The 24,656-nt window shown below is 66.7% G+C and carries 24 protein-coding genes; 8 read left to right on the top strand and 16 right to left on the bottom strand.

Features of this window, described 5'->3' with window-relative positions; genetic code table 11:
* Nucleotides 1-25 precede the first annotated feature (25 nt).
* Together DMH01_RS32640 and DMH01_RS32635 are read left to right on the top strand one after the other, a co-directional pair.
* Nucleotides 26-1,108 carry an alcohol dehydrogenase catalytic domain-containing protein gene (locus tag DMH01_RS32640; protein WP_233621742.1) on the top strand — a complete coding sequence of 361 codons (1,083 nt, stop codon included), beginning with the start codon at nt 26-28 and terminating at the stop codon, nt 1,106-1,108.
* A complete protein-coding gene (locus tag DMH01_RS32635) occupies nt 1,105-2,112 on the top strand; it encodes a 3-oxoacyl-[acyl-carrier-protein] synthase III C-terminal domain-containing protein (RefSeq protein ID WP_125681615.1) in 1,008 nt (335 codons plus the stop codon). The genes DMH01_RS32640 and DMH01_RS32635 overlap by 4 nt, the downstream gene beginning before the upstream one ends.
* A 118-nt stretch (nt 2,113-2,230) precedes the next feature.
* Here the strand turns inward: DMH01_RS32635 and DMH01_RS32630 are convergent, their stop codons facing one another.
* The 3 genes from DMH01_RS32630 to DMH01_RS32625 form a co-directional block, all read right to left on the bottom strand.
* Nucleotides 2,231-2,989, bottom strand: coding sequence for a helix-turn-helix domain-containing protein (locus DMH01_RS32630; RefSeq protein ID WP_158633267.1), 759 nt, complete (start codon nt 2,987-2,989; stop codon nt 2,231-2,233).
* A gap of 877 nt (nt 2,990-3,866) precedes the next feature.
* Nucleotides 3,867-4,031, bottom strand: coding sequence for a hypothetical protein (locus DMH01_RS42795; RefSeq protein WP_158633266.1), 165 nt, complete (start codon nt 4,029-4,031; stop codon nt 3,867-3,869).
* 207 nt (nt 4,032-4,238) lie between these two features.
* Entirely contained in the window at nt 4,239-5,564 is a 1,326-nt protein-coding gene (locus tag DMH01_RS32625; protein WP_125681611.1) for a hypothetical protein, read from the bottom strand.
* Nucleotides 5,565-6,419: 855 nt separating this feature from the next.
* On the opposite strand from DMH01_RS32625, the gene DMH01_RS32620 reads away from it, so the two are divergent.
* Complete coding sequence (locus tag DMH01_RS32620) at nt 6,420-7,178, top strand: calcium-binding protein (RefSeq protein ID WP_125681609.1); 759 nt, start codon at nt 6,420-6,422, stop codon at nt 7,176-7,178.
* A 520-nt stretch (nt 7,179-7,698) separates the two neighbouring features.
* Nucleotides 7,699-8,100, top strand: coding sequence for a hypothetical protein (locus tag DMH01_RS32615; protein ID WP_125681607.1), 402 nt, complete (start codon nt 7,699-7,701; stop codon nt 8,098-8,100).
* Nucleotides 8,101-8,266: 166 nt separating this feature from the next.
* On the opposite strand, the gene DMH01_RS32610 is transcribed toward DMH01_RS32615, so the two are convergent.
* Complete coding sequence (locus tag DMH01_RS32610) at nt 8,267-8,650, bottom strand: VOC family protein (RefSeq protein ID WP_125681606.1); 384 nt, start codon at nt 8,648-8,650, stop codon at nt 8,267-8,269.
* Nucleotides 8,651-9,037: 387 nt separating this feature from the next.
* Between DMH01_RS32610 and DMH01_RS32605 the strand changes: the two genes are divergently transcribed.
* Nucleotides 9,038-9,634, top strand: a complete 597-nt coding sequence (locus DMH01_RS32605; protein WP_125681604.1) for a response regulator transcription factor — start codon at nt 9,038-9,040, stop codon at nt 9,632-9,634.
* 166 nt (nt 9,635-9,800) lie between these two features.
* On the opposite strand, the gene DMH01_RS32600 is transcribed toward DMH01_RS32605, so the two are convergent.
* Both DMH01_RS32600 and DMH01_RS43585 read right to left on the bottom strand, forming a co-directional pair.
* The gene (locus tag DMH01_RS32600) at nt 9,801-10,163 is read right to left on the bottom strand and encodes a hypothetical protein (RefSeq protein ID WP_125681602.1); all 363 of its coding nucleotides are present in this window, start codon (nt 10,161-10,163) and stop codon (nt 9,801-9,803) included.
* Between the two features lie 65 nt (nt 10,164-10,228).
* The gene (locus tag DMH01_RS43585; protein ID WP_255432122.1) at nt 10,229-10,351 is read right to left on the bottom strand and encodes a hypothetical protein; all 123 of its coding nucleotides are present in this window, start codon (nt 10,349-10,351) and stop codon (nt 10,229-10,231) included.
* 535 nt (nt 10,352-10,886) lie between these two features.
* Here DMH01_RS43585 and DMH01_RS32595 point away from each other — a divergent pair.
* Nucleotides 10,887-11,345, top strand: a complete 459-nt coding sequence (locus DMH01_RS32595; protein WP_233621740.1) for an STAS domain-containing protein — start codon at nt 10,887-10,889, stop codon at nt 11,343-11,345.
* A gap of 255 nt (nt 11,346-11,600) precedes the next feature.
* Here DMH01_RS32595 and DMH01_RS32590 read toward each other — a convergent pair whose 3' ends face one another.
* Complete coding sequence (locus DMH01_RS32590; protein ID WP_125681600.1) at nt 11,601-11,816, bottom strand: hypothetical protein; 216 nt, start codon at nt 11,814-11,816, stop codon at nt 11,601-11,603.
* A gap of 731 nt (nt 11,817-12,547) precedes the next feature.
* Here DMH01_RS32590 and DMH01_RS32585 point away from each other — a divergent pair.
* Nucleotides 12,548-12,886 carry a MerR family transcriptional regulator gene (locus DMH01_RS32585; protein ID WP_125681598.1) on the top strand — a complete coding sequence of 113 codons (339 nt, stop codon included), beginning with the start codon at nt 12,548-12,550 and terminating at the stop codon, nt 12,884-12,886.
* An 89-nt stretch (nt 12,887-12,975) separates the two neighbouring features.
* On the opposite strand, the gene DMH01_RS32580 is transcribed toward DMH01_RS32585, so the two are convergent.
* The 3 genes from DMH01_RS32580 to DMH01_RS32570 all read right to left on the bottom strand — a co-directional run bounded on the left by DMH01_RS32580 (nt 12,976) and on the right by DMH01_RS32570 (nt 16,059).
* A complete protein-coding gene (locus DMH01_RS32580; protein ID WP_199745717.1) occupies nt 12,976-13,662 on the bottom strand; it encodes a GAF and ANTAR domain-containing protein in 687 nt (228 codons plus the stop codon).
* A 355-nt stretch (nt 13,663-14,017) separates the two neighbouring features.
* Complete coding sequence (locus tag DMH01_RS32575) at nt 14,018-15,370, bottom strand: FAD-binding oxidoreductase (RefSeq protein ID WP_125681595.1); 1,353 nt, start codon at nt 15,368-15,370, stop codon at nt 14,018-14,020.
* The gene (locus DMH01_RS32570) at nt 15,367-16,059 is read right to left on the bottom strand and encodes a transporter (RefSeq protein ID WP_125681593.1); all 693 of its coding nucleotides are present in this window, start codon (nt 16,057-16,059) and stop codon (nt 15,367-15,369) included. The genes DMH01_RS32575 and DMH01_RS32570 overlap by 4 nt, the downstream gene beginning before the upstream one ends.
* A 201-nt stretch (nt 16,060-16,260) precedes the next feature.
* Here DMH01_RS32570 and DMH01_RS32565 point away from each other — a divergent pair, with 201 nt between their 5' ends.
* A complete protein-coding gene (locus DMH01_RS32565; protein WP_125681591.1) occupies nt 16,261-16,878 on the top strand; it encodes a TetR/AcrR family transcriptional regulator in 618 nt (205 codons plus the stop codon).
* On the opposite strand, the gene DMH01_RS32560 is transcribed toward DMH01_RS32565, so the two are convergent.
* From DMH01_RS32560 to DMH01_RS32535, 6 genes are read right to left on the bottom strand one after another with little or no spacing between them, the layout of a single operon-like run.
* Nucleotides 16,867-18,321: an aldehyde dehydrogenase gene (locus tag DMH01_RS32560; protein ID WP_125681589.1), complete on the bottom strand. Its 1,455-nt coding sequence runs from the start codon at nt 18,319-18,321 to the stop codon at nt 16,867-16,869. The two genes, DMH01_RS32565 and DMH01_RS32560, sit on opposite strands and share 12 nt — an antisense overlap.
* A gap of 20 nt (nt 18,322-18,341) precedes the next feature.
* A complete protein-coding gene (locus DMH01_RS32555; RefSeq protein ID WP_125681587.1) occupies nt 18,342-19,439 on the bottom strand; it encodes a Zn-dependent alcohol dehydrogenase in 1,098 nt (365 codons plus the stop codon).
* Entirely contained in the window at nt 19,436-21,766 is a 2,331-nt protein-coding gene (locus DMH01_RS32550; RefSeq protein ID WP_125681585.1) for an AMP-binding protein, read from the bottom strand. The genes DMH01_RS32555 and DMH01_RS32550 overlap by 4 nt, the downstream gene beginning before the upstream one ends.
* The gene (locus DMH01_RS32545) at nt 21,763-22,524 is read right to left on the bottom strand and encodes a gamma-glutamyl-gamma-aminobutyrate hydrolase family protein (RefSeq protein WP_125681583.1); all 762 of its coding nucleotides are present in this window, start codon (nt 22,522-22,524) and stop codon (nt 21,763-21,765) included. Before DMH01_RS32545 ends, DMH01_RS32550 begins: the two co-directional genes overlap by 4 nt.
* A complete protein-coding gene (locus DMH01_RS32540; protein ID WP_125681581.1) occupies nt 22,521-23,852 on the bottom strand; it encodes a glutamine synthetase family protein in 1,332 nt (443 codons plus the stop codon). Before DMH01_RS32540 ends, DMH01_RS32545 begins: the two co-directional genes overlap by 4 nt.
* On the bottom strand, nt 23,845-24,489 hold the full coding sequence (locus tag DMH01_RS32535) for a hypothetical protein (protein ID WP_125681579.1): 645 nt from the start codon (nt 24,487-24,489) through the stop codon (nt 23,845-23,847). The genes DMH01_RS32540 and DMH01_RS32535 overlap by 8 nt, the downstream gene beginning before the upstream one ends.
* Between the last annotated feature and the right edge of the window lie 167 nt (nt 24,490-24,656).

The following is a 24,656-nucleotide window of genomic DNA, read 5'->3' as shown; positions in this document are numbered from 1 at the left end:
CAAGCCTGCGGAAGGAATCGACGGCGTGGCGAGCGAACTCATGCGCGCACTGGTCTTCATCGACACCGACCAAGTCGGCATACGGGAGAAACCGATTCCCGAACCCGGGCCGGGAGAGGTGGTCGTACGCACGACCGCGTCCAGCATCTGCACCTCCGACATCCACACCATCTCGGGAGCGATGGCGATCCCGCTGGACCGAACGCTCGGTCATGAGAGCGTCGGAGTGGTACACCGGACGGGCAGCGAGGTCACCGGCATCCGGGAAGGGCAACGCGTCGCGGTCGGCGGCGTCACCGGCTGCGGATGGTGCGAGTACTGCCAACGCGGATTCGTCGCCCAATGCGGCGGCATGGTCGGCGGCTACAAATGGACGACCCAGCGGGAAGGAAACCTGTCCGAGTATTTCGTCGCACCGGACGCGAATTTCAACGTCGTGCCCATCCCGGACGACATCACCGACGAACAGGCGCTGTACGCCACCGACGTGCTCGCCACGGGCGTCAGTGCCGCAGAGCTGGCGCGGATCCCCTACGGCGGAACGGTCGCGATCTTCGCCCAGGGCTCGATCGGGCTGTGCGCCACCATCGGCGCGCGCCTGCTCGGCGCCGGGCTGATCATCACCACCGCCACCCGGCCCGAACGCGCCGCGCTGTCCCGGCGGTTCGGCGCCGACGTCGTTCTCGACCCCCGGCGCGGCGAACCGGTGGAACAGATCCGGGCGGCAGTCGGCTCCCACGGCGTCGACAGCGCGATCGAGGCGCTCGGCACGCCCGAGACCTTCGAAGCCGCGATCCGTGTGACCAAACCCGGGGGCACCATCGTCAACACCGGCTACCAGGGGTGGGCGAACCAGGAACCACTGCCCGTTCCGATCATCTCGTTCGGAATGGGCATGGGAGACAAGACGATCCGGGGAATGATGGCACCGATCAACGGGGACCGGCTCACCCGCCTGTTCCGGTTGATGCAGACCGGGCGAGTCGACCCCACCCCCCTGACCACCCACCGCTTCGGATTCGACGACGTCGAGCACGCCTTCGAACTGATGCGTACCAAGGCAGGCAACATCATCAAGCCCTACATCTCGTACGAGGAGGGCAGATGACTTCCCGACGCGCAGGAATCCTCGGCTGCGGCCACCGCGTCCCACGAGGCGTGCGCCGCAACGACGACCCGATCTTCGCCAGCCTCGACACCAGCCGCAACGCACAAGGCATCTACCAGTCCGTCCTGTTCCGCGGCCTGGATCGTCGCCACGTCCTGGGTCCCGACGAATCGATCACCGGATTCGTCACCGAATCCTGCCGCCAGGCCTTGGAGCGCGCGGAAGTCACCCCGGAACAGATCGACCGGATCTACGGCTATATCACCGTTCCCGAGTACAACTCACCCAACGAGCTTTATCAGGTCCACCACGACCTCGGCCTGCCGCGCACCGCGATGGTCGTCCCGATCAACGCCGAGTTCACCCCATTCCTGCTCGGCGTGATCCAAGCGGCGGAGGCGATCGCGGCGGGGCGCGCGACCTACTGCCTGGTGGCCTGCGGAACGAACATGACCAGGCACATCGACTACACCCAGGGCCACTCGACCAGCATGGGGGACGCCGCCGCGGCCGCCGTCGTCGGCCCGTCCGACCGATTCGCCATAACCGATTACGCCGCGCTCACCGACAGCGCCTATCAACGCGCCATCACCATCGGGTTGAACCCACTCACGTTGCAGCAAAGGCACGTTTGGCCGATCGACCGCACCACCGGTATGCCCGCCCCCACGTTGGACATGACCCAGACCGGCATCGAACTGCTCGGCAGCCTTTACAAGGACAGCATTCCGAAGATCGTGCACGACCTGTTGGAACGCAACGGCGTTCCGGCGTCCGACATCACGCTCATCACCCATCAGGGGGTCCGGCTGCTGCTCGACCACTGGGCCGAACGCATCCGGCCCGCGCGCTACGTCGAGACCCTGTCCTCCTTCGGCAACCTGCTGACCTGCACCTATCCGGTCAACCTCTCCGTTGCCTTCGACGACATCGACACTGCTCACGTCGTGATCGTCGGGCTGGGCACCGGAGCACACGTCACCGCCCTCCTGCTGCGAACGTGAGGCGGCCTCAGCATGGTGCGATCGTGCCGGTATCGGTCCGCGGATAACGGCGCGCAGCCAGGTGGACATGACGAATACCGTCGAGTCGACAGGTCACAAGTCGAATACAGAAGAGGCTTCAAAGATCACTGCGAAGTATCCGATGGGCCACAATCCGTGCCGCCAGTAGCGACGAGTGCGCCTCACGCGAATCGAATCTCTTCCGCAGAGCTCCAAAACTCAGGGCAGCGACCATCACGCCGGCGACATCGAAGACGGGTACCGCCGCAGCGGCCAGCAAGCCAGGGCCATCCAGATTGAAGTATATCTGCCGACGCCGAATTCCTTCCAGCTCCAAACCCATCCATGCTTCAAGATCGGCTTCCGGGCCAGCACACTCAAGATGCCCATCACGAATGGACAGCCTTGCCACCAGGCCCGGGTCATATGCCATCAGGACCTTCCCCGCCGCACTGATAGTAAGCTGCGAATCGTTTTCGATCTGCTCAACAAGTGGACAGTGATCGTAATCGTAAATCGTTTGCACGAAATGAACCCGGCTCCCACGCGCGACCCCGATACCGACGAAATATCCGGTTCGGCGCTGTACATCGATCAGGTACGGAAGAACACCTCTCCGCAACCGCTGCACGCCCACCCCTGCCTCGACCTTCCCGACGCGCGCCAAGGCCGAGCCGTGACTGTAGTGATGCCCCGCTCTCTCAACAAGACCACAATTTTGCATCTCGGCCAGCAACCGATGTACAGTACTTTTCGGCAATCGCGTGGAGTTCGATATACCGCTCAGCGTGTCACTTCCACCCGATTCCCCAATAGCCGTCAAGATTGCAAAAGCTCGAGGTATCGGCTTTCGTGATACAGCACTTTCGCCATGCACGCCATTACCCCCTCGGTCACATGCCGTGCTCACGGATCAGTTCTCCATGACACGCCGACATGAAGCTCGATTCCGATTTGCCTTAACGTACACCTGACCACGGGTAACCTGACCTGGTTGCCCTGCGCAGACTTCTACCCATTGCCCATCTTAACCCGACCAGGACATCGACGTCGAACCGGCACTCTACTTCACCGGAAAAGATCAACCGACCTGATGCGCCACTCCAGCCAGTGCTGCACCCTGTGAATTCTACCGCCGAATGTGCACTGATATCAGCGTCGTGGCGCATTCGTCATCGTGACAAACTACGCACTGACATGATCGCAAGCGCAGACGCCTCAACCTCTTTGTCCGGTTTTCCACAAGATCACCATTCTTCTGCCAACTGATCACCTCTCAACCAGGACAACGACGCCCCGGGATCGTCCAACTTCATAGACGGGACATTGCCGCCCAGCCACAACACCCGATACTCCCCGGCTGCACGGGAACGGCAACCCTGGCCTGGCGTGCCAACGCGTCTGGAGCGGCGGCGGGGATGCATCGTTGAGCACCACTGGACCGGCGCCAGTTCGCCTGCCGGATGCGGAAGCACTCCGAGGTCGCCCGCCGCTTTCCCTAGCTTTCGCGATGCCACTCGCACGAGACGAAAGAAGAGGGCCGGCTGCCGACCACGAGCACGACGGCCGACGCGCTGAGTCACAACGCCCCGAGGTGACGACCAGGGTGGGGACAGCCGGGACAACAACCGCGGTCCGATGCGGACGATCCACACAGGACCACACCTGCACCTGGGCCGCCAGTCGCTGAACCCGTTGCCCTTCGAAGCCGATGCCGACGCGGGCGGGCAATAACCGGTGTCAACCGGAAACTGTCAACTGTGGCCGGTCAGTCTCACGACGGCGCGGACGATGCCACCGAGCGGCGACTCCGACACCACCGGCGAACACCACAACGCGATCACCGACGACCACGGCAGCGTACCCCTGTAGTCCGAGGCCTCCTGCTGCGGCGCGGACCTGTTGTCCTGGTAGGGCAACAGGTGACCATCGGCGGGTTCGGGCGGTCGCGGCCGTCATCGGTGCGAAGGCGGCGGGACCGGCGGCCAGTTCACGGTGCCGGACCAGGCCACTAGCCGGGTCCACGAACCGCCATAAGCGGGCTCTGGGGCGGTGATCGTGTGCGAGCCCCAGCAACACCGGGGATGTCGGCGGCGACATCCCCGGTGTTGCTGGGAGCTCACTGGTCAGCAGGTACAGACGCCGCCGTTGTTGATTCCGGCGACGCCGTTGCCACCCGCGAGGCCACTGGCGCCGGACGGCGTGGCGATGGTGTCCGCCCCGTCGTTGATGGTTCCGGAGTTCCCGAGACCGCCGGCACCCGCGGCACCGCCGATGCCACCAGGACCACCGGGACCACTGCAACCCGTGCCACCGTTACCGCCGCCGGCACCATTACCGCCCTTGCCACCGGTCGCGGTGATGAAGTCGACACCGGTTCCACCAGTAAGAGTTCCGGAGTTTCCGATCCCACCGGCGCCACCCGCGCCGCCGACACCGCCGGCTCCGCCAGGCTGAACGGCTGCAGAGCCGTTGCCGCCCTTGCCACCGACGCCACCGTTGCCGCCCAGCCCGCCGTTGGACTTCAGCGTGTCGGCACCGGCACCACCGTTGACGGTCCCGGAGTTCCCGACACCGCCGGCTCCTCCGGCACCGCCGACGCCTCCGGCTCCGCCGCCATGGCCGCAGCCGGCGACGCCACCGGCCGCGCCGGTACCACCGGCACCACCGTTGGCAGTGACGTTGTCGAGCCCGACATCGAGGAGATCATCGTTATAGGCTCCCGAGTTCCCGACACCACCGGCCGCACCCGCGCCACCGATACCCCCGGCACCCGCGCCTCCGGCGACACCGCCGCCGTTGCCACCGAGGCCGCCGAGACCGCCGTTGCCGCCTCTGCCCGCGGTGAGGACGACGGTGTCGTTGCCGACGCCGCCGGTGACGTTCCCGGCGTTACCTGCACCACCGATCCCGCCGACACCGCCACTGCCACCGGCGCCACCGGCACCGCTGGCGAAGCCTGCCCCGCCCTGACCGCCGTACCCGCCGTTGCCTCCCGCACCACCGAGGACAGTGATGCTGTCCGTGCCGTCACCGGCGTTGATGACGCCGGTCGTCCCCACACCGGCACCGCCGACGTTTCCTGCTCCGCCGTTGCCACCAGCGGTGCCCGCGGGTGTACCAGCGTTACCGGCTGCTCCCGGAGGGCCGTTGGCGCCCAGGGATCCGGCGACGCCGGTCACCGTGATCGTGTCGTTGCCGGCGAGGCCGTTCACCGTGCCGTTCACGGCACCGCCGGTGATGGTGATGATGTTGTTCCCCGTGGTGCCGTCCAGTACATCACCGGCGGGAATCCCAGCGGTGCACGTGAAGTTGGCGCCACTCTGAGTGCACCCCGGCGGGAGCGCCCACGCCTGCGAGGGAACCGCGAGGGCGAACCCCGCGGCGGTGCCCACACCGATCAGGACCCGGCCGATCTGGCCTGCCGCACTGATACGCGCTGTCGATCTCATGATCAACCTTCCAACGGATAAAAGGGGATCCGGGACTGATGCCACGGATCTGCGAGGTGGTGTGATGACCGAAAGTCTGGGGCCACTGCCCGGTGCCGTGTTCGCGAAAGGGGACCGACAAATCAACACCCTCGACATGACCGACCCTTCGCCCCTTCACCAGGGTTTGCAAGCGCAACCGTGGCTAGTCACCCATACGTGATCAGGGCTCCGCGGAATGCCCATGATCGCGGCCGACGTCGCAGTCGGCTGTATCCGCTGTGAGGCGCCCTCTCTCCCACCGCATGCGACACTTTCGCCGCACTCCAGGCTCGGAACCGAAGACGTAGCCGACGGAACTCGTCTGGCTCTGGTGCCAAAACCGGCGCAACTGCCAGCACCCCTGCGGAGGTAGCCGAGGCGCTCGACCGCGCGGTGGCGCACACGAGGTCCGACAAGGGGTCGCGATCTGCTTCCCTGGAGCACCACCGGACGACCTAGGGGCGACTCGATACCCTCATTTCACCAGGAATGCGCGAAATGATGCCGCGTCGAACCCCACTGTCGGCGACGGCCGTCATGCCGAACTCGGCCGGGCGTGGACGACACAATCTCGTGTCGGCTCCGGACGGTGCACGCGCATTCGAGGTACAGCCGTATCGGTTTCCGCGACCGCCGGAGTAAATTGCCCGTGGTACCCCTAGACCTCGGTGACGTGACATATCCGTGAAGATCCCGGTTCAAGATCACGAACCGTGGTTTTGTGCGAACGAGGCGAACGCCGACAGCTCAGCCACACAGCGGCCACTGTTCGCACCACTCCATTCCGCCGGCGCACCGCGCCCGCGCGAGTCATCACTCACAGTGTTTCGGGAAATGAAGATCATGAGAATTCAGCAGAATCCGGTCCGCCGGGGAATCGTCGCCATGCTGGCCGGAACCCTCGCGGTCCCGGCCTTGTGGGCAACTGCCCCGCCGGCCGCCCACGCCGCCGTCAACTGTGTCGTCAGCCCCGGCGTGACCCAGACCAGTACGGTCGTGACCGGAAGTCCCGGCAACGACACGATCGACTGCGGCGGCACGAACCCCGCCAAGACGATCAACGGCAACGGCGGAAACGACACCATCACCGGATCGGACTTCGACGACACGGTCAACGGCGGCGACGGCAACGACACCATCACCGGCGGCACCGGGGCCGACACTCTCGCCGGCGGGCTGGACATCGACACCATCTCCGGCAGCGCGGGAAACGACACCCTCATCGGCGCATCCAACGACGGCAGCCAGGACAGTCTCGACGGCGGCGACGGCATCGACACCTGCCAAGGACCCGCGCCTGATCCTGACATCCACGCCAGCTGCGAGAACACGAGCACGCCACCCACGTCCGGCCCGGGCTCAAGCACGGGCAACGCCACCGAACTGTGCAACGCGACCGGCGGCGTCCTGTCCCTCACCGTCGACCCAGTGGGCTACGTGTGCGTGTTCAACCCCCTCAACCCCGCCAACCGCCGAGTCCAGGAAGCGAGCAACATCTGCACCGGAGCCAACGGAACCTTCGTGAACCTGCTCCCCCTGAGCTACGCCTGCCTCTTGCCCGCCGGGCCACAAGCCACCCACGTCACCCTCTGACGAAGCCAGCGGACTCGTACAACCGCGGTAGCCGTCCGTCCCCTCGTGCGCGGTCTCTCGCGTTGAGGCGAGTCGGAGCTACCTCGCTGCTCGTCCGAGTGCCGGCCCCACCGAACTCAAAGCCTCTTGTGTCAAGCGGCTTTGCCACAGCGACAGCTGCGGGGGCTTAGGGGTCCTGGGTTTGAGTCTGCGCCAGCAGCCAGCGGGCCGTCGTCGGGTCCGCCGTCAAGGCGGCCGGCATCGCGATGCTTCTCGGTGACAGCCTCGCGTTCGCCGCGCTCATGAACTCGAGACGCCGGCGCGAAGACGTGCCACTGAACGGAGCTCGTTCGGTGCACACCGGCGCCGATCACTCTCGCCACACGGACACGTACGGGTGCCTTTTCGTCTTTGATATTCGTTCGGTGCTCCACTTCTTGTATGAGCCGGTTCACTTTCAGCCGGCTTTGTTCCGGTGGTTCGGTTTTTTCACCGGGTCGGCCAGGACTCGCTCTTCATTCCTGATTCAGGAGTTCCGCAGATGAATATGAACCTTCGCCGTATCGCGGCCTCGTCCTTCGCCGTCAGCGCCCTCACGATGCTGACCATGGCGCCGGCCAGTGCCGCCGCGTCCACTACGGACCTGGCACCGGCGAACGCCCCTCCCGCAAGCTGTGCCAGCGCTATCGCCGCCGCGGTCGACACCGCGAACTCGGCCACCGCCGCCGCGGCCAACGTCGCCGACTCAGCCGCCGCTGCCGCCGCTGCCAAGGCGTTCGCCGAGGGTGTGCTCACCGGGACGCCCGCCGCGATCAGCGACGCCGCCGCCAACCTGGGTGCGTTCAGCACCGCCGCCGCCACGGCCGCCGCGGCGAGCGCGGCCGCACACGCCACGGCCGCCAACGCGACCATCGGTGTCCTCGTCGCCTGCGCCAAGGCGTAATTTCCCGATCACCGCCAACACACCCGGCAACTGTGTCGGAAGCACCCCCGCGGTACCCAACTGCACCGGCTGACCCAGACCGCCGTCGCACGACGCTTGCCCCTCACCTGGTGAGGGGCAAGACAAAAGCACACTGAATCGCCACTCACGACACGTTGGCCTTGCCTCACTTAACACTTCCCCGGCTCTCCGCCTGACTGATGGAGACAGCATGCGAGTCAGGATCACGAACGGTGATCCGGCCGCCAGGCGCGCACGCGGGATAGCTGATCGGGCTCGTGTCAATGCTGGACGCCCACAGGCTACGGCACAGATGCAGTAGGTTCCCGACGCTGAGCGCAGGACCAGTGCCGCTTGAGGGAACGACGGCGCCACCGCGTTCCAAGATGAACAAGGTGTCCGCGTTGCCCACCAGCACCCAGCCATCACCCGACAGGCGGACTTCGCACTCCAGGGCGAGGTAGAACCTCAGCGATCGCTCCAGCCGGAAGGTACGAATTCGTCGCATATCCAGGGGAACCGACAAGCCCACGAGGGCGGTACTGCTCACGACGACACTCCTGACGAGACGGGTACGGGTGTGACCCGCCACGGTCTGGAGCGGTGACGGCACCGGCCCTGGTGATGGGACCGAGCCAACTGGCCGTCGGCACATACAGTTGCATCCACCCAAGCGCGACGCAAGCAGCCGCCCTGGCGCACCACTGCCCGCCGTCGTCGCAGGACCGACGGTCCATTCCTTAACTGACAGGGTCTCTCCCAGCCGCGACGCGTAAAGTCGATGGGCCTCCACCACGCGGAGTTAACCCGATCGTGTCTGCACCAAGCCACTTCATCGTCGCCCGCGCAGGGCTGATGATCACCGACAGCCGCAATCGGCGCCGAGCGTTGGTGTCACCAGGGAAGATGATCCACACGTGTGGCGGGAAGGAACAACTTGACGACCATCTTGATCTGCGACGAGCGACGTATTGTCCGGGAAGGACTCACCCGGGCGCTGTCCTCGGTTCCGGGGGTCGACCGCATCGATCATGTCGTGCATGGCGATGAGCTGCGCACGAGATACTCCCGGCAGCCTGCCGACGTCGTGCTCGTGGGAACCCAGCGTGCGGTGCCATCCGGACTGGAAGCCACCCGGCTACTGGTCTCGGCGAATCCCCAGGCCAATGTCCTCGTGTTCGGCGCACCCGATGACGCCGCCACCATCGCCGCGGCGATCGCCGGCGGAGCCCGCGGTTACCTACGCTGGGATGCCTCACGGCCAGAACTCGTCGCCGCGGTGGCCCAGACGCTCGCCACCACTCCCGTGTCGGCCCCTCGGCAGTCGCTGGACCCTGGAGTCCGGCTGACACAGCGCGAGATGCAGGTGCTGCAAGGAATGAGCGAAGGCAAAAGCAACGGACAGATCGGCCGCGAGCTATACCTGGCCGAAGACACAGTGAAAACCCATGCCCGCCGACTGTTCAGCAAACTCAGCGTGCACGACCGCGCTCAAGCCGTCGCGCACGGATTCCGACGCCGCCTGATCACCTGATAGCCCCGTTTCCTGCCTGAGCTGATTCTCCGCGGGTCACGCCTCGTGGCGAGGGTATCCGCCCTGTCACTTAAGTCAGCGCTCGTCACACCACGGTCATGGCATGCGGGCCCCTCTTGTTCAGGCGGTTTGCCGGCGGCGACATCCTGGCGTCGAGATCCCTGGGTCACGACTCCCCTGGCCCGTGGAGGGCGAACCGGCGGATCAGCATCGTGGCCAGTGACCCGATGCCCAACCACACGATCGCGGCGAGGCCGCTGTTGAGCAGCACTCGGAACTTCGCGTCGTCCGGGGTGAACAAGTCGTCGAACCCCAGCGAAACACCGGCGGCGAAACCTCGGACGAACTCGGCCACCCCGTTCGCGGGGTTGGCCTCACCGAAAACCAGCACGATCCACGCCGCGAGCACCGTCGCGAACAATCCACAAAGGACTCTGACGATGGTGCACGAGACCGACACCGTCCTCCGCCGGCTCCACCGCGACCGATCGCGCTCCGCGCTGTCGGTGAACGGCTCGAGCTCCGCCATGATCCTCGTTCCCTGCCTCTCGGAACGCGACGCGTGACGCCATCGCCATCCCGCCGCCTGGCCGGTCATCGGTGCACATTCCGGCGGGGCATGAACGTGAGGAATCCTCCGCTGATCGCGTGGTTGGTCAGCGGAGGCAGTGCCCCGGCGATCCCGAGGCCGAGCACGATCCAGGCGAGAATGCCCATGACGACTCCTTGGCGAACAAGCGGCTCGAGCCTGAGACGCCGAGGTCCTGGGCGAAACCCGATACGCCACAATCCGTTCCGTCGACTTCCGGACGGCCGATCGGGCGTTACCGTCAGCGTAACCCCCTGAACCCGGCACCGCGCCCGCCGATGCGCGACCGGTACCTCACACCACGAAACGGGACCGGACGCCGATTTTTCACCCAAGTACGCGATAGAATCCCGGCGACAGCGCCGGAGTGCCCAGACACCCGCCCTCGCGACGATCGACCGTCACACTGGCCGCATCTGTCCCTCGACCGCGCGCCCGACCTTCCGCGGCGAGACTCAGCGATGGCCGGTCCAGCCTGGAGCCCGGAACGTGAAACTCATAACGCTCGATCTTCGCCGGTCGCGTCGCCCACGACCGGATCGCACGGCACCCGCTGCGGCCCCGCAAAACAGAACAGGCCTCGGTGTCGTTCGGACGGTCACCGAGGTCCCCACCGGCGGACATGAACCTCCGGCGTACCGGTGCCCTCCGCTGGCCGTAACGGTGGAACAACTCGGCCGCACACTGATCCTCATCGTGGACGGCGACCTGGACCTGCACACCGCACCCGCCGCACGCCAGGCGATCGACGCGGCGTTGAGCCGTCGGCCTCGACGGTTGATCGTGGACTTGAGTCTCGTCCCGTTCCTGAACTCCACCGGATTGGAGGTCCTTCTGGCCGCCCACCGGCAAGCCGCCCCGCACACCGACTTCCGGCTGGTCGTCACCACGCGCGCCGTCTCCCGGCTACTGCAGATCGCCCGGCCGCACGAACGACTGATCATCCACGGCTCACGCTCGGCAGCCATCGTCACACCGGCCGGGACCGACGACGACGTTCCATCCACGCAACCCCGGCCCGACCACCAGCCCGCATCGCCTCCAGCGGAAGTCCCGGCGAAGGGCGACGCCCGCAATGATCACGGTCAAGCGTCGAACCGCAGCCGCCACCCACACCGCTGACGTCGCTGACTATCGCCGACGTGGCGAGATCGGCCAGGATCCGGCCCCTCCTTCACCACGTCCTGGTTCAACGCCGCTCCAGCCACGAAACCCGGCCGCGTTGCTCCGCGGTCAGATCGTTCACCAGCGCCGGCCCCCTGGTGACGTAAGCCTCGACGGAAGGGTCCTCACCCACAGCTTCTGGTCGCGGATTTCTCGGGATCGAGCTCGTCACGTTTCCACCACCGAGCATCGAGACGAACGTCCTCTGTGCGTTCAGGCGCCGAGCTGATTGAGATGTCCGATGGGGTTGTGGATGGCGAACTGGCCCAGCAGTTCGGCCACGACGTGGGCCTCGGTCTCCGACAGCAGCGGGATGCGGCGTTCACCACGGCCTTGCTCGGCCAAGCGTTTGAGGGCGTCGACGTACTCCTGGTGGTCGCGCAGCCCGGTCAGGCCGAACGGGTCCTGCCGTGCGGTCGAGTCGGTCATTCCAGCCCTGCCCTTTCGAGTGATGTCGTTCGTCGCTACCCGCACATTGACCTGCGGATCTGCCCCACCGGCGCCTCTCCAGGCCAGGGCAAGAGAAAATCTGTGTCCGTGACAGTAGACATTCAACCTTGGATGTGTGTACTGTTCTCCTTGTACCGAGAGAGACAACGTCAAGCAGGCGCGGGAGATGACGGAACTACCCGCGAGGTGAGACAAGACGGTCAGGCAGGACGAAGCCAATCGGTGAACAGGTTTCGACTGGTGACCGGAGAAGCACCGGGATCGAGAAATGAAGACGTGAACGACAAGGCCGATCCCGGCGAAGAAGTGCAGTAACCGATAAATGCAGTACGCAGTAGCAATTCAGTAGGTAGTTGCAAGGCAGCACGCGTGCTGGGGCCGATCAAGGGAAGGGTTCCAGCCGGTGACGTCTGTTGAAATCGCAGTACAGGCAGTACCCAGTAAGAGAGAAACACAGGATAGAAGGGAACGGGAGCATCATTGGATCGCCCGCGGCGGCTGGGCAGTAGTGCCGCGCGGGTACCGCAGGCCCATCGGATTGGAAGGTGGTTCTCGGTTACGAATCAGCGATCTCCGCATCGTCCGCCTCTCGGACGGACACCGCGGATGCAGGACATCGGCCTCACGGCCGGTAGACAATGGTGACACCCAACCCTGGGACCCCGGGCGCCACATGTGGCGCCCGGGGTCCCTTGTGATGTGGAGGTGGAATGATTCCTGACCAACGCAATACCCCCGATCCCGGTCCGGGCGGGGCCAATAAATTCGACGACGACCACTACCCCGCCTACACGATGGGCCGCGCCGCGGACATGCTGGGAGCCACCCAGAACTTCCTGCGCAGCCTCGACGAAGCCGGTCTGATCACACCGCAGCGCTCGACAGGCGGGCACCGCCGCTACTCCCGGCACCAGCTGCGCATCGCCGGCCGCGTGCGGGAACTGGTCGACCAGGGCACAGCCGTCGACGCCGCCTGCCGCATCGTCTCCCTCGAAGACCAACTCCACGAAGCCCAACGCCAGAACAACGAACTCCGCGCCCCCGAATAAGCCATCAAGTCTGGATCTGCCACCGCACCTCGCGGCTGCCGGCGCACCATGCGTGAACTACTCCACGTCACATGCCCCACGGGTTGTGATCAGTCCAGTCGGAGGCGGCGGGTGAGGGCGTCGCGGGCGAGGTCCGCCAAGGACCGGTCGTGCCGAAAAGAGTAGGCGCGGAGCCGGGCGAGTGCGTGATCCGGTGGGATGGCAAGGGTGGCGGCGAGGAACTCGGCGGCTTGCTGGACTTCTTCGCGGTAGCGGCGGAGACCGTCCCCGGTCCCATTCGGCGCGCTCTGCGACACCAAGGGCAGCAACGCTTGGCGGACGCGATGGAAATCGTGTGATTGCGATGCGGTCATCGCGCCGGGCGTGGCGCGGTACCCGGTGAGGGCTCCGACAGTCTCGCCGTGGACTTGCAGCGGGGCGGCGATGACGGCTCGAGCCGGGGACTGCATCGCGGCAGGCAGAAACAACGGCCAGCGCGCCTGATCCGTGGCGGCCAGATCGGGTTCGGACACCGTGTAGCCCTCCTCGACGGCTTCCAGGGTGGGGCCGTCACCGAGGGTGTACTGCAGATCATCCAGCTCGGGCCCTGGCCCGTCCGCCGGGTCACTCCACACCAGTTCCAGGGTTCCGGCGCTGTTGACCAGGTCGATGGTGAGGACGTCCAGGCCGAGCAGCCCGGCGATGCGCAGGGAAGCGACGTCGCCGAGGTGTCGCCCGTCGGAGGCCGCGCGGTGCAGGCGAGCCAGGACGCTCTCGAGTTCGTCGGGCGGTGTCATGCGGGGTCACCTGTCGAGTGGTTCCTCAACCGCGGTGACGTGGATCCGGTCACCAGCGAGCTCAGGAGCGGTTACCCGCAGAGGGGCACGTCATGCCCGCTGGCAGGTGCTCGGCTCGCCTCATTTTCGGTGGCCCGCCCGAGGCCACAGTCCGACCGGTTCCACACAGTCTGAACGACCTCACGATACGTGACTCATTGTAGCGCTACCGCCAGAAGGCGCGAACACGGCTGCCGCCGCAGGCTTCCCGCCCCGTGGCGAGGTGATCGGGTAAGAGGTGGACGTTCGCGGCCCTCAACCTCGACGGCTTCTCAGCGGGGCGGTTGATCTTCGGTTGGCGTGTCGGTGTCGTCGATCAGGACCGGATCACAGGTACCGAGCCTCGTCGGGCGTTGCGTCGGCTCCCGTTGACGAAGTCGTTGAACCGGTCGACGGCCCAGATGGTCCGAAGTCCCCACGGGCTCATCATCATCGGGCGCGAGAACTTGGGCTTCTTCACCCACAGACCAGCCAAGTCCTCGTGTCGTTCGCCGTCGACGATGAGGTCGGCGATGAGGGAGCCGACATAAGGAGCCTGAGCCAGACCGTGGCCGTTGCAGGCGATCGAGTAGTAGACGTTCTCGCCGAGTTGTCCGGCGAGGGGCAGCCAGGACGAGGTGATCGCGATCCATCCTCCCCACGCGCGATCGATCGCGACGTCGGACAGCGCCGGGAACCGGGTCGCGAAGGCTTCGGCGAGCTCTTCGACGAGGGCCGGGTCCGGTTCCTTCGCCGGGAGTGGATATGTCCTGCCGCGCTCGAGCCGCCGGACGCCGAAAACGACGGTGTTACGCGGTGTCAGGTGGTAGTTCTCCATGATGTTGTGCTGGGTGACGAGTCCCGAGCGGCTGGTCCACCCCAGCGCTGCAATTCGGGCGGGGTCGATGGGCTCGGTCTCTACCTCGTTGACCCAGATGGGCACGGAAAGCCGCGGCGGCGTGATGTCCCATTCCCCGGCGTACGCGTTCGTCGCCAGCACCACCTTGTTCGCCCGCACTTCACCCCGAGGGGTGGTGATGACCACCTGGCCGCGGTCGCGCGTCACGTCGGTGACCTTCGTCTGCTCGAAGACTCGCGCGGAGGTGCGGAGCAGGACACGTCGCAGCCCCAAGGTGAATCGGCCGGGATTCATGATCCCGCCGACCTTTTCGCGCATGCCGCCGAGAAATCCCCGGGGGATTCCGAGCTCGTCGCTCGTGCCCAGTTCCACGTCGGCGCCGACGCGCCGAAGGATCTTGGTCACCCGGCGCACGCGGCCCAGCTGGCCACGGGACGTCGCCGCGAAGACATTGCCCGTCCGTTCATAGTCGCAGTCGATGTCGTGCTTCTCGATCAGGCCCTCGACGTGGTGCGCGGCACGCTCGGCAAGGCGGATCATTCCGGGCATCTTCTTGCGGTACAACAGATTGAGGAGCTGAAGATCTCCGCCCGGAGCACCCGCCAGTTGCCCGGCGTTGCGGGAACTGGCGCCGTGCCCGCAGAATTCGGCCTCCAGCAGCACGACGTCCTGCCCGCGTTCGGCCAGCCGCAGCGCCGTCGACATGCCACTGAGGCCGCCGCCGACGACCGCGACGTCGCAGGTGATGTTCTCGGCCAGGCAAGGAAGAACGTCCGCGGGCGGATCGACCCAGCCGCTGAAGGCGCTGTACTCGACGTCGCCGGTCTTCATCCTTCAACTCCCTGCAAGGCCGTGTTCGCACTGTGCCGGCTCGCGACGTTGTGGTCGTGCAGGGCCCGATAGGCGAAGAAGCACACGAACATCTGGAATCCCCAGGTGGCCAGCGCCGCAGTGTAGAAGAGCGTCCGGTGCGCGTCGTCGCCCGGGATCGGGAAGAAGTCGTACGTGATCGCGATGACGGATCCCGCGAGGGTGACCAGGGCTGTGGCGAGGGCCTGCTTTTTGGCGCCGATGCGCCAGAGCCGCCAGACGAAGTAGGCGAGGAAGATCGTCGTGAGCACGTTGACCACGACGTAGAACGTCGCCGGGCCGAGGTGCAGCTTGTCGGCGCGGAACTGCTGGAGGTACAGCCCGGCGGCGGCAGCGAGCGCGAACACGCCGATATCGACCGCCACGGAGGGCTTGTACCGATGCGTCACGCGCATCAGGCCCAGGACGAGGATGAGGGTGATGCCGACGGATCGCGAGAAAGCGTCGAAGAAGTACGCGATGGTGTAGAGAAAGCTGTCCTCGTCTCCGCCCAGAAGTGCCCACAGGAGAAAGTTCGAGCCCGACGTGGCGACGATCATCCATTCCAAGCCGAGCAGGTAGTTGCCGTAGCGCCGGATGAATTTCCAGCCGAAGAAGAAGCCGGCGAAGATCATCCAGAGATCGGCCAGCATGAAGAGCAGGTCCTTCATGTCCTTGATTCCTTTGGTTCATGCCTGAAGGCGGTGTTCGGGCCGGCGGCCGAAGCCCTGGGGACGCTGCACGGATTTGTGATCCGAGCCATAGCGTACGCCGGACTTAGCCATCCGATCAAGTCGCTTGACTAAGAACTTCCGCTGCTAAGCTGGTCTTGACTTAATCAAGCGTCCAACTACGTGCACCGGGAGGATTGCGTGCCACGGATCCCCGCCGCCCAACGGCGCAGCGACTTCATCAAGGCCGCGGTGGAGGTCATCGCGACCCACGGCATCGAAGGCGCGACGACCAGGCGGATCGCTGAGGAGGCCAAAGCGAACCTCGCGATGCTGCACTACTGCTACGACTCCAAAGAGGATCTCTTCGCCGACGTCTACGAGTTCGTGGCGGGCAGGTACCGCGACGCGCTCGAGGGCAACGACTCCCCCGGCGACGTGGCGGAGACGGCTCGACGGCTCCTGCGCGGAGTCATGGAGTGCTATCTCGAGTCGGCCAGTTTCACCATGGCGGCGATGGAACTCATCAGCTGGGCGCGGCGCCAGCACGGAGACCGCGGTATAGCGGTGTACGACAAGGCCCTCGACACCGTGCGCACCGCGCTGCGCGACGCCGGTTCGGACCATCCGATCGAACCGGAGATCGTCGAGGAGATCGCCTTCGTCATCGCCGCCTTGGCCGACGGTTTCGCCGCGAACTGGTTGACCTACGGGGATCGCTCCGCCGCGCTGGGGCAGATGGAGCTCGCCACGTCGGTGCTCGATAGCTGGCTCGCGGCGCGGCTCGGCTTCACGCCCGTGGCGCCCTCACAACGGTAAGTCGGGCGAATCCACACCGACGACCCGGTCACCGCAGAACACGCGCACCGACTCGGCCGGTCCGTGGCCGCCGATACCGGCCGGGCCCCAGAAACTCTGAGCCGAGTCGTCACCGAGGTCGGCGATCTTGGCGCCGTTGACCCGTATCTCGCCGGACAGGACGCGGGAGCCGACGTCGATCGCGCGGTCCGTGTCGGCGCCGAAAACGTAGGCGTCGAGACCTGAGGGAGTGGCGTTGGCGATCCGCAACGCCTCCTCGTCGGAGTCCACGGCGTGCAGCGAAACGACCGGGCCGAACAGTTCGGCGGTGGCCCGAGCGGGGTCGGCTCCGACGGCGATGGCCGGCGACAGGAAATAGCCGTCGAGTTCGGGCAGCCGAGCAGGCTGGTGGAGGGTCGCTCCGAGGTCGCGAAGCCCCTCGATCCTGCTTTTGAGGGTCTCGAAGTGCGGGGCGTTGGAGATCGGCCCGATCTGGACGTCCTCGTCGAGAGAGTGCCCGACGACGAGCTTGGCGATCCGCTCGGTCAAGGCCTCGCGGAGAGGATCGACCAGGCTGTGGTGCGCGAGAATTTTGCCCGGTCCCTCGCACCATTGACCGTTGAGTTTGGTCATGCCGTCGAGGATGCCGGCCGCGGTGACGTCGAGGTCGGCATCGTCGAGCACGAGGACCGGATTGTTCCCGCCGAGCTCCAGCTGCAAGACCTTGAAGTCCTCCGCGGCCGCCCGGGCGATGGCGCGCCCGGCGCCGGATCCACCGGTGAACGAGACGATCTTGACTCGCGGATCGGAGGTCAGCCTGGCGCCGACGTCGCCCGCACCGTGCACCAGTTGCAGCGCGCCGCTGGGCAGGCCCGCTTCGAGGAAGCACTCGACGATGACCTGCGCGCTGCCGGGCGCGTGCTCCGAGGGTTTGAGGATGACGGGGCAGCCCGCGGCTATCGCGCTCGCGATCTTGGCCGCCGGAATGAAACTCGGCCCGTTCCACGGGGTGAGGATCGCGGCGGGGCCCCACGGCACCTTGTAGAGGCGGACGTCCCGGCCGCCGGCCGCCAGCGCGGTGACCCGCGGGATGGTCACCAGATCCGCCGCCGACGCGCGGATCCTCGCGGGCAGGAAGGCCGCGACCTTGCGCGTGACACTGATCGGTGTGCCGCTGGTCAGCGAGTCCGTGCGGGCGATGTCTTCGGTACGGCTCTCGACGATGTCGGCGACGCGCTCCAGCATCTCGGCGCGCTCGCGTCGGGCGTCCTCGCCCCAGGGTCCGACGTCGTACACGCGCTCCGCGTGCCGCAGCGCGCGCTCGACATCGTCGGGGGCTGTCGTGACGGAGCGGTGGACGGGTTCGCGTGTGTTGGGGTCGACGTTCCACGCGCCGGGGATCGTCTCGGCTTCGCTCCAGGCGTCGGCGATGTAGTTCACCGGCCGGGGAATCTCGTTGCTCATCTTCACGTTTCCTTCGCCGGTCAGGATTGGAGATCGACGACGACGCGGGTCACGTCGCCGGATTTCATCGCCTCGAAGCCTTCGTTGATCTCGCCGAAGGGGATGACGCGCGTGACCATCTCGTCGAGCAGCAGGCGTCCCTGCTGATACAGGCGGGCGAGCTGGAGGATGTCCTGCCGTGCCTGGCCCGAGCCCATGTAGGAGCCGATGAGCCGCTTCTCCTCGAAGAAGAAGTCCGATGCGGGGATGCTGAGCTCGGTGCCTCCAGGGGCGATCCCGACCAGGCACGCGGTCCCCGTCGGGCGCACGAGGGCGAGCGCCGTCGCCGCGGTGCGGGCCGAGCCGACCGCCTCGAAGGCGTAGTCCGCTCCGCCGCCCAGCTGGCGGTGAAGTTCCGCGACCAGGTCCTCGTCCCCGCCGTTGATGACATGGGTGGCGCCGTAGCCGCGCGCGGCCTTGAGCCGGGCGTCGTCCAGGTCGATCGCGACGATGGCCGAGGCGCCGGCGAGCCTGGCGCCCTGGATGATGGCCGAGCCGACGCCGCCGCACCCGATGACCGCGACCGTGCTGCCCGGTCGCACGCGGGCGCCGCGGAAGACGGCGCCGACGCCGGTGATCACGCAGCAGGCCAGGAGGCAACCGACGTGGAGTGGAACGTCGTCGGGGAGCTTCACCAGCGAGTTCTCGCGCATGAGGACGTGCCGGGAGAACGCCCCGATGTCGCCAAGTCGCTCGATCGGCTCGCCGGCCGTCGTCTGGAACGCGGGCCGAGGACGTCGGCGGATCTCCTCCACCCGGCCGCACTGGGTCGACCGTCCCGCCTCGCAGTTCGCGCAGCGGCCGCAGGAAGGCGTCAGCGCGCCGACCACGCGGTCTCCCGGTCGCAGGCCGGACACCTGCGAGCCGACCGCCTCGACCACGCCCGCCACCTCGTGCCCGACGACGACCGGCAGGCCGGTCGGGACCGTTCCGGTCATGTAGTGCAGGTCGCTGTGGCACAACCCCACGTTGGTGACCGCGACCCGCACCTCGTGCGGCTCCGGGTCGTCCACCCGGATGACGGTCAGCTCGAGCGGTTCGCCGACGGCGGTCAGGACCGCGGCCTCGGTGTCGATCATGTCGACGTCTCCTCTACGGATTCTTTGTCGGTGGACAAAAAGCGCTGGATGCCCGCGGTCAGAACCCCGCTCTCCCACGCCTGGGCCGCAGCGAGGTCTTCCCGGGCGAAGGCCGCTTCGACGTCCTCTGCCGACGGGCGCAGGAGCGCGAGGTGCAGGGCCGTCGTGTTCCCCTCGGGTGTCCACTCGATGACGGTGTCGATGGCGCGGCCGATCAGGGCGCCGGGCTCGACGATCTCGTCGAGCAGGCCGATCCGCAGGGCTTCGTCGGCCCGGACACGCGGAGAGCCGAGCACCACGCGCATCGCGTGGTTCCCGACGAGTCGCCTCAGCAGCACGCTGGACGCGTTCGAAATCGTGATGCCCCGGCCGTTTTCCGGTTGGTAGTACTCGGTTTCCGGGGTGCCGATCCGGGTGTCGCAGCACAAGGTGAGCTCTGAGGCTCCCCCGACCGCGATTCCGTTGACGGCCGCGACCACGGGCACCCGCGTCTCCAGAAACGCCCTCGTGATGTCGTGGAAACTCGCGAACGCCTCAAGCATCCCGGCGTCCGTGGACGGCGCGCTCTGGAGGTCTTCGCCCGCGGAGAAGGCACGGCCCTCACCGGTGAGCACGATCCCGCGCACGCTCTCGCCCGTACCGAATTCGCGAATGACGCTCGCCAGCCGGCGCCGGGTGGCGACGTCCAGGGCGTTGAGCTTCTCGGGGCGCCGGAAGGTCAGCACCGCGACGTCCCGGACGACTTCGATGCCGAGGAATCCCCGTCGCGCACCGAGGTCGTAGGTCACGCCGGGATCGGCTGCGGCTCGGGCCTTGAGGGCCGGTTTGGCGATGCGTTCGGACGGAGTGCGGGGGAAATCGGTGACGAATTCGAGGTAGCGCGGCACCTTGAACCGCGCGAGTTCCTTGCCCGCCCGCTCGACGATCCGTTCGGCGGTCGCACGATCGGGCCGTACACCCGCCGCCAACTGAACGAAAGCCTTGACCTCCTCGCCGAGGATCTCGTCGGGTTCGGCGACGACAGCGGCCGAGACCACCAGGTCGTCCCGCTCCAATGCGGCTTCGACCTCAACGCTCGCGACGTTCTCGCCGCCGCGCCGCACCATGTCCTTGATCCGGCCGACCAGCCGGATTCCGCCGTCCGGGCGGCGGACGACCACATCGCCGGTGTGGAGCCAGCCGTCCCGTAGCACCCGAGCGGACTCCTCTGGGCGGTTCCAGTAGCCGTTCATCATCGGCGTGCCCGCGATGATCAGCTCACCGGCCTCGCCGTCGGGAACCTCGGTGCCGCCGGGATCGACGACGCGGACCTGTTTCGTCGGTACCGGCCGTCCCAGGCTCCCGCTTCCCACCGCACCGGCGTCGTCGAAGGGGCTGAACAGGTCGATCCCGGACTCGGTCATCCCGTAGACCTCGCGCCACGGCGCGCCCCAACGCTCCTCCAGCCGAGAGTGAAGCCCAACCGGGATTCCCGAGCAGAACACGAGCCGGAGGTCGTTGTCGCGGTCTTCGGCGGCGGGCGGTTGCTTGAACAGCAGCGTCGGCATCGACCCGAGGACGTAGAAGAAGGTCGCCCGGTGCCGTCGGACGTCGGCCATGAAGGTCGACGCGGAGAACCGGGGCAGTACGACCAGCGGCGCGCCGACCGTGAGCGCCAGCGCGGTGTTCCACTGTGGATCCATGTACGAAAACGGTTGCGCCGTAAGAAGAACGTCTTCGGATCCGAGCCCGGTCGCCGACGCGCAGAGCCAGCCCAGCCGGACCCAATAGTCGTGGGTGAGCATGCACGCCTTGGGAAAACCGGTCGTGCCGGACGTGTACTGCAGGTTCGCCAGCGCACCGCCGTCGATCGGCACCGCCGGAGGCGTCGCCGGGAACGGTTCCGACCCGTCGTCGGCGACATCGACGACGCGGATGTCCTCACCGGCGACGACCGCCGCGATCAGCTCCGAGCGGTCGGCGTCGGTGAACACGACGCGCGCCCCGGAGTCCCGCAGCACGAAGTCGAGGTCGGCGCGCTGGTAGGAACTGTTGATCGGTACCGCGATCGCGCCCGCCTTCAACGCGGCGAGCCACACCACGGGCCAGTGCACGACGTTCGGGAGCATGATCGCGACCCGGTCGCCCGGCCGGACGCCGTCGACCTCGATCAGCCGGTGCGCCAGTCTGGAGGTCCATTCGTCGATCTCGGCGAAGCTCCACGACCACTCCCCGAAACGCAGGAATTCCCTTTCCGGCGAGTCCTTCGCACGCCGCGCCAGCAGTTCCGTCAGTGTCGGGACGGTGGGGTCGTCACCCGCCTGTCCGGGTGCCACTTTCGCGGTCATGGCAAGCTCCTTCGCGTCTTCGCCGCGGACTGGACGATCCACGCCATCGCCGGGTCCTCGCTCTTCATCCACTCCGGGTGCCACTGGACGCCGAGCACCGGTGCGCCCGGGAGCTCGACCGCTTCGACCACGCCGTCGCTCGTCCGCCCGGTCACGACCAGGCCGGTGCCGCAACGGTCGACGGCCTGGTGGTGCCACGAGTTGGTCATCGCGTACTCACCGAACAGACCGGCGGCGATCGAGCCTTCCTCAAACGACACAAGATGATCGGCGGTGCCGTCGGTCGGCGCGGTCTCCGCCGACAGATGGCTCACCGGGCCGGCCGGAAGATCGGCGACGAGGGTGCCGCCGAGCGCGACGTTGAGCACCTGCATCCCCCGGCACACACCGAGCACCGGAATCCCCTGGTCCAGGGCGGCACGGACGAGCGCGATCTCGTACTCGTCCCGGGCCGCGTCGTGGACCATCGGGGCGGTTCTCGGATCGATGTCGCGGACCACTCCCGGGTCGCCACCCCAGAACGCCGGGTGGACGTCTTGCCCGCCGGTGATCACGACACCGGCCAGCCGCTCACAGATCGCCGTCGCGTCGGTGTCGTAGGAGAGATGCACCGGAAGCCCACCGGCCTGCGCGATCCGGCTCGCGAAGTCCGACATGTAGCTGTCGAGACAACGGTCGCCGTACCGCTCGTCGGCTCCCTTGATCAGCTCCAGCCGGAACCGCCTGCCGGTGATGCCGATCAGCGGACGCGCGCTCACGGGAACTCGAAGTAGCGAGTGGACTCCCACTGGGAGAGCTCCGCGAACGGGTCGCCGCCTTTGGTGTGGAACTCCATCCATTCCCATCGCCGCGACGCGACCCAGAAGTCCACGAACTCGTCACCGAGGTACTCGCGCAGGAGCGGATCGGCTTCCAGCGCCGCGCCCGCCTTCGACATCGTGTCGGGAATCCGGGGCACGCCGGTATTGTCGGGCAGGCACCACGCCATGTCAGTCACCTGCTCGGGCGGCTCGATCTCCCGCTCGATGCCTGCCAGCACTCCGGCCAACACCCCGGCCAGTGCCAGGTAGGGATTGACGTCGGCGCCGGGAAGCCGGTACTCGAGGCGCGAGTACTTGGGGTGCCCGGTGATCGCGCGCACCGCGGCCGTCTTGTTGTTGACGCCCCAGCTCACGGTGGTGGGCGGCCCGGTGAAGTCGACCAGTCGCCGGTAGGACGTGATCTGCGGCAACGCGAGCGAGGTGTTGCCCTCCATCGTGGCCAGCAGGCCGCCGACCGCGTGCCGCATCAGCCGGGACGGGCCGTCCTCGGCGAAGAACCGGTTCACTCCATCGCTCTGGAGCGACAGGTTGATGTGGGCGCCCTGTCCATAGCCCGCAGTCGGCTTGGCCATGAAGGTCACCGTGTGGCCCTGCTCGAACGCGACCTCACGCATGACCTGACGGGTCCGCGCCCAGGAGTCGGCCAGCGTGATCGGATCCGCCGGCGCCAGATTCAGCTCCGTCTGCCCGGCGGCGGCCTCATCGGTCCATGCCTCCCAAGCGATGCCGACGCGATCGAGGCGGTCGACGACCGCTTCCATGTAGTCGACCCAGTCCTTGGACCTCGCCAAGTGGTATGTCGCTCCAGTACCGCCGCCCAACGGCGTCAGATTCCGGTACCCGAGTTTTCGCGCCTCTTGGACGGATTCCTCGAACAGCGTCGCTTCGATCTCCACGGCGATCGTCGCGGTGTACCCGAGAACCGCCAGCCGGGCCACGAGTTTCCGTACGAGATTCCGCGGGCAGATCGGCACGGGCGTGCCGTCCTTCAGCCAGTAGTCGCCGATGACCGCGTCCAGGCCCGGTTTCCACTCGACGATCGTCGACAGGTCGGGGATCATCTGGATGTCGTAGAGATTGCCGCGCCAGTCCGGGAAAGCGTCACCGAGAACGATTTCGTTGCCGAGGTCGATCGCGAACAGGATGTCGGCGAAGGCGAAGCCGGATTCCTTGCCCGAGGCGAACTTCGTCATCGAGACGTTCTTGCCCAGAAAGCTTCCGTCGTGGTTCGTCGCCTCGAGGCGCACGGCGCGTGTATCAGACATCGAACCGAACCCTCCAGGACGCGGCCGTCATGACCGACATCTGTGCCAACGTGCCCTTGAGCCGCAGACCGGCCGCCAACGAGGCGACGAAGTCGTCCGCTCCGCTGAAGACACCGGCGAGAACGTCGGGCGGCCCCGCCATCAGGTACTCGGTCGCCCCGTCTCCGAACCGGGCCCGCTCAGGGCCGTCGACGAGCAGAACGTCGGGGATGCCTGGTATTTCCCTTGTCACCGCCCAGAAATGCCGGGCGGCCTCGCGCCAGTGCGGTAGCGGCGGCGTCAACGCGCGCAAGGTGCCGGCGGCCAGGACGACATCGCCGGCGGGCTCCCGCACAGCGGCGAAGCGCGCCCGCAGATCGACGACGACCATCGCGTCGGGCTCGGCCACGACTCCTCCGGTCACCGTGATCGTCTTGCCACCGAAGGAAATCGTCGCGGCCTGCGGTGTGTCGTGGGAGCGGACGGCCACGGTGCCGACGGAGCGGCCCAAGACCTCGGTCGCGTGACCGATCCGCGAGGAGTCACGCAAGGTGCGCCCGATCAGCCGGACGACCGGACTCGCGTCGTCTTCGATCGTGATGGGGAAGGTCGAGCCCTCCCTCGCGGGGGCCTCGGGGAACGTCATGATCTCGGCCATCAGGCGGCCCTTTCGATCTTGGCGAGTTAGTCAAATGACTCGATCAATTGACGAAGATGATGAGCGCCCCCGTGCGTGTTGTCAACAGCCCCTTTCGGGCACCGCCTCTTGACGAGGGCGGGAAGTTGTCACACACTCGATCACCTGACTTAATCGGATGACCTACT

The sequence above is a fragment of the Amycolatopsis sp. WAC 04182 genome (genome assembly GCF_003947465.1).
GTDB lineage: Bacteria > Actinomycetota > Actinomycetes > Mycobacteriales > Pseudonocardiaceae > Amycolatopsis.
The sequence above is the reverse complement of the archived record's forward strand: the minus strand, read 5'-3'. Positions and strand labels throughout refer to the sequence as shown.